Origin of the sequence: Rahnella perminowiae, assembly GCF_019049755.1 — a bacterium.
In the GTDB taxonomy this organism is placed as follows: Bacteria; Pseudomonadota; Gammaproteobacteria; order Enterobacterales; family Enterobacteriaceae; genus Rahnella; species Rahnella perminowiae.
Genome location: NZ_JAFMOS010000386.1, coordinates 1 through 7,013, shown reverse-complemented (window position 1 = coordinate 7,013; position 7,013 = coordinate 1). Strand labels below are relative to the sequence as shown.

The following is a 7,013-nucleotide window of genomic DNA, read 5'->3' as shown; positions in this document are numbered from 1 at the left end:
ACTAATGTAATAAGTTTTGAAAGTAAAAATAAACTTATATTAAAGCGATGACTTCGGCATTGAAGAAAAACAACCAATAATAAATCGATACTTCATTGTGCTTAACCCAAATAGCGCGCCGACAACCCATTCAGAATTTAAAACCTTAAAGTTTGGAGTAATTATTATGAGCACCAACGATCTGTTATTGAGCCCGTTCACCCTGCCCAATGGTACTGAGTTGAAAAACCGTATTCTGATGGCTCCCATGACCACCTGCACAGGTTTTTATGACGGCACCGTTACCAGCGAACTGGTTGAATACTACCGGGCCCGCGCCGGCAGTATTGGCACTGTGATTGTCGAATGCTGTTTTATCGATGATAAGGGCCTGGCATTCCCCGGTGCTATTGGTATAGACAATGACAGCAAGATTGACGGCCTGGCAAAAATTGCCGCAGCGGTGAAATCTCAGGGCTCGAAAGCGCTTTTGCAGATCTATCATGGTGGACGCATGAGCGAGCCCAAACTGATTGGTGGTCAGCAACCGGTCGCGCCAAGTGCGCTGGCGGCACCGCGTGACGGCGCTGCCACGCCGGTGGCACTGACGGCAGATGAAGTAGACGAGATGATCACTAAATTCGGTGAAGGTGTGCGTCGTGCGATAGAAGCCGGTTTTGATGGTGTGGAAATTCACGGGGCGAACACTTACCTGATCCAGCAATTCTTCTCGCCGAACTCCAACCAGCGTGACGACAAATGGGGTGGCAGCCGCGAAAACCGCGCCCGCTTCCCGCTGGCGGTGCTGGATATCACTCATGCGATGGCGAAGAAATACGCCAGTTCTTCATTTATCATCGGCTACCGTTTCTCACCAGAAGAGCTGGAAGAACCAGGGATCCGTTTTGCTGACACCCTGTATCTGCTGGAACAGCTGGCCGCGCGTGGGCTGGATTACCTGCATTTCTCACTCGGTTACTCGCTACGTCCTTCTATTGTGGATACCACTGATGCGACGCCATTGATCGATAAATATATCGCGATGCGATCAGACCGGCTTGCACAAATTCCGGTGATGGGTGTCGGCGGGATCGTCAACAAATCCGACGCTGATCTGGCGCTGGCACATGGCTATGACATGATCGCTATCGGTAAAGCGTGCATTGCGTATCCGGACTGGACCGACCGTATTACCGCCGATCAGAAAATGGACTTGTTCATCGACAGCACACAACGCGAAGCACTCACCATTCCGGAACCGTTATGGCGTTTCTCTCTGGTAGACGCGATGATCCGCGACATGAGCATGTCCTCTAAGAAATTCAAAGCCGGTGTGTTCCGTGAAAAGGTACAGGATCCGGCTCATGAACTGGCGGTCAGTGTCAGTCTGGAAACTGATCGTATTGCTGATATCTTGCTGGAAGCAGGCACCGACCCGGATGTGGAATTTACCACCAGCTTTGAAATCATCCGTACCCGTATTCTCGATGCCAACAGCCCGCATGTGGATGCCGTCACGGGGGCGACCGAGCAGAGCGAAGCGGTGAAAAAAGCGGTTTCCAAAGCGATCGCTAAATCCTGCAAAGCACAGCTGCTGGAAGAGGGCGGCGATGTGTCGGGGCCGCAAACTTATGATGTCGTGGTAGTCGGCAGCGGCGGTGCCGGTCTGGCCGCAGCGATCCAGGCGTGTGACGAAGGCGCGAAAGTGCTGATCGTTGAGAAAATGTCGACCATTGGCGGCAACACCATCAAAGCCTCGGTGGGCATGAACGCCGCCGAAACCCGCTATCAGCGTCTGAAAGGCATCGAAGACAGCAAAGAGCTGTTCTATCAGGAAACCCTGAAAGGCGGCCAGTTCAAAAACAATACCGTGCTGCTGAAAGAGTTCATCGAACATGCACCGCTGGCGGTGGAATGGCTGGCCGATCACCACATTGAGCTGAGCGATATCACGATTACCGGTGGTATGAGCATCGACCGTACGCACCGTCCGGCGGACCGCAGTGCCGTGGGTGGCTTCCTGATCAGCGGGCTGGTGAAAAATCTGAATAAACGCAATATCGACGTGATGCTTGATACCTCTGTTACCGAAATACAGTACAGCAACGGCACGGTGCAAGGTGTTGAATTGCTCAATGATGACAACGAAGCGCTGACGATTCATGCCAAAAGCGTGATCGTCGCGACCGGTGGTTTTAGTGCTAACCGCGAAATGGTGGTGAAATATCGTCCTGAGCTGGACGGTTTCGTGACCACCAATCATAAAGGGGCGACCGGCAGCGGTATTGCCATCCTGCAAAATATTGGCGCAGGAACGGTTGATATGGGCGAAATTCAGATCCACCCGACAGTGGAACAAACCACTTCTTATCTGATTTCAGAAGCCATTCGTGGTGGCGGTGCGATTCTGGTCAGCCAGGCGGGCAAACGCTTCTTTAATGAGATGGAAACCCGCGACAAAGTCTCAGCCAATATTATCGCCTTGCCGGAAAAATACGCGTACGTGGTGTTTGATGAGCAAATTCGTATGAATAACAAAGCGGCAGATGAATACATCGCGAAGGGTTTTGTTATCAGCGCCGGGTCACCACGCCAGCTGGCGGCGAAACTGGAAATGAACTCCGATGCCTTCCTGGCAACGCTGGAAAGCTACAACGTCGCCGTAGATAAACAGGACGACGCAGAGTTTGGCCGTAAAACCGCGCTGCGCCACCCGATCAATCAGGGGCCGTTCTACGCTATCCGTATCGCACCGGGGGTCCATCACACTATGGGGGGCGTGACCATCAACACTGACACTTGCGTGCTTGATGCGCAACAACAGCCGATCGGTGGTGCATTTGCGGCGGGCGAAGTGGTCGGCGGTATACACGGTGGCAACCGTATCGGCGGTAATGCCGTTGCAGATATCATTATCTTCGGTATTCTTGCAGGGCAAAATGCCGCGAAATTCGCAATGCGGTAACCGATTATCACCCAGGGATTTTCAATGACGCCAGACGATCGTATCTATGCTTATTCCGCTGTTTTGATGGGTTCGCCCGTTCTTCTCAAGCTGTTTGAACATGACGAAACTCTGGCGTCTGGCGTTTTCCGGCTGATTAAACAGCAGGAAAACATCTTCACGGTGAACCGTCCGCACTCCGATATTATGGCGATTAACCATGCCGCAGGACGTGACCCTGTCATGGTCAGCGCGCCTGTTTTTGAATTAATCCGTCGCGCTAAAGCCATCAGTTGCCTGCCGGACAGCAGTTTCAATTTCACCATCGGCCCGCTGGTTAAACGCTGGAAAATCGGTTTCAGCGGTCACAGTATCCCGGCCGCGCATGATTTACAGACCCTGCTGTCGCTGACCGATCCTGAAGACGTGATCCTTGATGAACAGACCCGTTCGGTCTTCCTGCAAAAAACCGGCATGGAGATCGACCTCGGCGCAATTGCTAAAGGTTATATCGCGGATGTCGTGCGGGATTACCTGCGGGAACAACAGGTTGATAATGCCTTAATCAATCTGGGGGGGAATGTGCAAACCTTGGGTGACGGTACGGAAGGCGCCTGGGCGATTGGGCTGAAAAAACCTTTTTCCGATCCGGATGCCCTGATTGGCGTGATCAATGTCATCGGTAAATCGGTGGTGACATCCGGTGTTTATGAGCGTTATTTCGAACTGGACGGCCACTGTTATCACCATATTCTTGATCCCAAAACCGGGTATCCGCTGGATAACGAACTGCTCAGCGTCACCATTATTTCTGAGGACTCAATCGACGGGGATATCTGGACGACATTGCTGTACGGAATGGGGGTGGAGAAAAGCCTGGCTTCTCTGACAAAAATCCCACACATCGAGGCGATTTTTGTGACCCGTGACGGTCAGATTATTTTGCCATCGCAGCGGCAGTTTACCTTCACGCCGCTGGATGACAGTTACCGTATCATTGCTTACTGACCGCTGGTTATTACTGACAGTACTGTTTCAGCAACGAATAATGATCGGCCTGCAGACGGTAGCGATATACCGGCCTGCCGGTGACGCCGTAATGAATGCTGGTGAACAAAATGTTCATCTGGGCAAGCCAGATCAGATACTTACGGCAAGACACGCGCGAAATATTCACTGACGTTGCCAGTTCATCCGTAGAGAATTCCATCGTCGGATGGGCGTCAATCCACTGGCATAACGTCCGTAATGTTTGCAGCGTTAAGCCTTTCGGCAGCTTTTTGGTGTCCGCCGCTGCAGGATTGCTGCCATGGATGAGCCGGTCAACGTCTGACTGTTCGTAATACTGCTGATTATCCATCAGCGTTTTCTTTTGCTGCCAGCCGGTCAGTGCTTCCTCAAAACGGGAAAACTGAAACGGCTTAATCAGATAATCGACCACGCCATAATTAAGCGATTTTTTGATGGTTTCTGCATCCGCAGCGGAAGAAATGACAATCACATCGACAGGCCGGCGGGCGTTACGCAGTTCAGGCAGTAAATCCAGCCCGTTATCCTGCTGCATATAGACGTCGAGCAAAATCAGGTCGATAGGCAGTGCTGAATTAAGCACCAGATCTTTCGCCTGTTGCAGGGTCGACGCAGTGCCGCAGCATGTGAAACCGTCAATCTGGCCGACATAACACCGGTTCAGCTCTGCCACCATGGCATCATCATCAACTATCAGTACATTGATCAAGTACTTGTCCTCTTGCCATCCCAGGGAAGTTGTACAAAAAATTGGGTATAAACATCGGGTTCCGATTCTACAGTCACCGTTCCGCCAAGGCTTTCCACTTGCTGTTTAGCGAGAAAAAGCCCCATGCCCCGCTGTTCGCCTTTCGACGACACACCCTTTTCGAATATTGCGTCAATATTTTCCGGCTGAATGCCCGGCCCGTCATCGCTGACGATGCAGGCCAGCGAGCCATTCTGATAGTGCAGCAAGACGCTGACTTCACCATCAGACTGATCGCCAAGCGCATCCAGCGCATTTTCAATCAGATTCCCCAGCACGGTAATCAGTGCCGCCACCTGATCTTCGTTATTATTGTCCGGCAGTAAACTGTCATCGCTGAGCGTTAACAAATGCCGTGTGTCCGATGCGCGGTTAATCTTGCTGAGCAGGAAACCGGCAATCACCGGAGACTTGATTTTCAGCAGCAGCGAACCGATTTCCGCCTGATAGTTATTGGCGGTTTTGAGAATGTAATCTTCAAGCTGAGCATAGCTTTTCATATGCAGTAATCCGAGGATCACATGCAACTTGTTCATGAATTCATGCGAACGCTCACGCAACGAATCTGCATAGTTTACCATGCCGCTCAGACGCTGCATCAACTGGCTGACTTCTGTTTTATCCCTGAACGTACAGATCGCGCCAATAATCACGCCGTTGTTGCGTACCGGTACGGTATTGCTCAGCAGCAGACGTCCCTTGAAATTGATTTCTTCGTCACGGCGCGGCACGCCGGTATTGAGAACACCGCGCAGGTTGGCGATAAGGGGCAGGGAATCCGCATCCGGTTCCACGTCGATGGCGGTTTCGCGGAAAGTTTGCCGGGCCGTCTGGTTAATCAGCGTGACATGCGCCTGATCGTCGACGGCGATCACGCCTTCTTTGATCGACTGCAACATCGCCTGACGCTGTTCAAACAATGTCGAAATTTCATAAGGTTCAAGCCCGAACAAAATGCGTTTAAGCAATTTCACCAGACAGTAAGTGCCCAGTGCACCCACTATCAGGCCAAAAAGTACTGTCCACAGAATACTCCAGCGGCTTTTATTGATTTGCTCCGTGACTTTGACCAGTGAAATTCCAATGGCGACTACGCCGATTTGCTTATGGTGATCATCATAAACCGGCGTGAATACGCGCAATGCTTTGTCCAGCGTACCTTTGTTAATTGAGACATTTTCGTTGCCGAGCAGCGCCGGATTGATGTCATCGCCGATAAAATGATGACTGATCACATCCGCATTCGGATGCGAGTAACGGATGCCGTCCATGTCAGTGACCACGATAAACAGCAGGTCATTGCGTTTTTGCACCGCACTGGCGATAGGCTGAATAATATTACTGTCAGGGGGCAGCAGCAGGGCGCGTTTTGTTTCGGGCAAATCAGCCATGGTTCTGGCGACGGCCAGAGCTTTATCTTTCACGCCATCACGGGTGGTGTCGCTCACCTGAACAAAATAAAGCATATGGACAACCAGCAACACGGACGCAATCACGGCGCTTATCATCAGGCTGACTGACGTGCTGAGTTTCATGGGGTGCTTGCGCACGGAATGGCGTTGCTGCGAGTCGCTCATGGGAGCCCCGGAGAGAGTAGAGCCAAATGCTCATTGTTGATTTTGATAGTTCGCGTTGTTCATCCGGCAATATGGCATTGAACACTGCATGAACCCACCCTGTTCACGCATAATGATATGTTTATTTGACTGATATTTCCGCTATTTATTACTTTCGAAAGTGAGATTAGCGCAGCGGACATCTGAATAAAAAAGGCCTGAATCTCTTCAGGCCTCATGTTCATTATCCGGCTTTCTTCTTACTGGAAATAAATATCGCCGTTTTCGGCTTTGAGGATCTTCCCGTCGGTGTCGGTGATCAACGCATAACTTCCGCCGATGTAAGTCCAGTGGCTGCCCGCATCCGGAGCAGGCAGGTGACGTTCCTGCCAGCCGACGATTTCATACGGTTTGGTGCGGTAGAGTGCAGGGACCTGATCGCCGATAGAATACAATTTGGAATCATCGTAGAACGATTTGATCTCATGGGAGTTTGACGCTGCAAATGCCGGATTAGCCAGGGGTAACAACGATGAAACAACCAGGGCTGATAACATAACAATTTTAGAATGACGCATAGATTATCCCGTTAAAACCATCAACTTAATGCCAGCCTCGATGATCTGCCGCCAGTCCGTTTTATGAGCGGTAAAGCCGAAGCCTGTGCTTTTTCTGTAGGACAGGATAATAACGAGAAAGTGAGCGCAGGCTGGGGAATTTTTTTGTGTCGAAATGCAAATCAGGTTGAGTATTTACT

At 51.1% G+C, this 7,013-nt stretch carries 5 protein-coding genes; 2 read left to right on the top strand and 3 right to left on the bottom strand.

From position 1 onward, the window contains the following. Nucleotides 1–166 precede the first annotated feature (166 nt). A complete protein-coding gene (locus J1785_RS05060; protein ID WP_217158550.1) occupies nt 167–2,944 on the top strand; it encodes a flavocytochrome c in 2,778 nt (925 codons plus the stop codon). Between the two features lie 24 nt (nt 2,945–2,968). Continuing rightward, nucleotides 2,969–3,931, top strand: coding sequence for an FAD:protein FMN transferase (locus tag J1785_RS05055; protein ID WP_217218947.1), 963 nt, complete (start codon nt 2,969–2,971; stop codon nt 3,929–3,931). Between the two features lie 10 nt (nt 3,932–3,941). On the opposite strand, the gene dcuR is transcribed toward J1785_RS05055, so the two are convergent. The 3 genes from dcuR to J1785_RS05040 all read right to left on the bottom strand — a co-directional run bounded on the left by dcuR (nt 3,942) and on the right by J1785_RS05040 (nt 6,834). Next, the gene (gene dcuR, locus J1785_RS05050) at nt 3,942–4,661 is read right to left on the bottom strand and encodes a two-component system response regulator DcuR (RefSeq protein WP_129953599.1); all 720 of its coding nucleotides are present in this window, start codon (nt 4,659–4,661) and stop codon (nt 3,942–3,944) included. Continuing rightward, nucleotides 4,658–6,277 (bottom strand): sensor histidine kinase, encoded by a 1,620-nt coding sequence (locus J1785_RS05045; RefSeq protein ID WP_129953598.1) that lies wholly within the window; start codon nt 6,275–6,277, stop codon nt 4,658–4,660. Before J1785_RS05045 ends, dcuR begins: the two co-directional genes overlap by 4 nt. 239 nt (nt 6,278–6,516) lie before the next feature. Then, nucleotides 6,517–6,834 carry an RcnB family protein gene (locus J1785_RS05040; protein ID WP_129953597.1) on the bottom strand — a complete coding sequence of 106 codons (318 nt, stop codon included), beginning with the start codon at nt 6,832–6,834 and terminating at the stop codon, nt 6,517–6,519. Nucleotides 6,835–7,013 lie beyond the last annotated feature (179 nt).

Excerpts from the sequence above, each read along its gene's own strand:
- J1785_RS05060 (WP_217158550.1), top strand. The coding sequence starts at position 167 with ATGAGCACCAACGATCTGTTATTGAGCCCGTTCACCCTGCCCAATGGT.
- J1785_RS05055 (WP_217218947.1), top strand. The coding sequence starts at position 2,969 with ATGACGCCAGACGATCGTATCTATGCTTATTCCGCTGTTTTGATGGGT.
- J1785_RS05045 (WP_129953598.1), bottom strand. The coding sequence starts at position 6,277 with ATGAGCGACTCGCAGCAACGCCATTCCGTGCGCAAGCACCCCATGAAA.
- J1785_RS05040 (WP_129953597.1), bottom strand. The coding sequence starts at position 6,834 with ATGCGTCATTCTAAAATTGTTATGTTATCAGCCCTGGTTGTTTCATCG.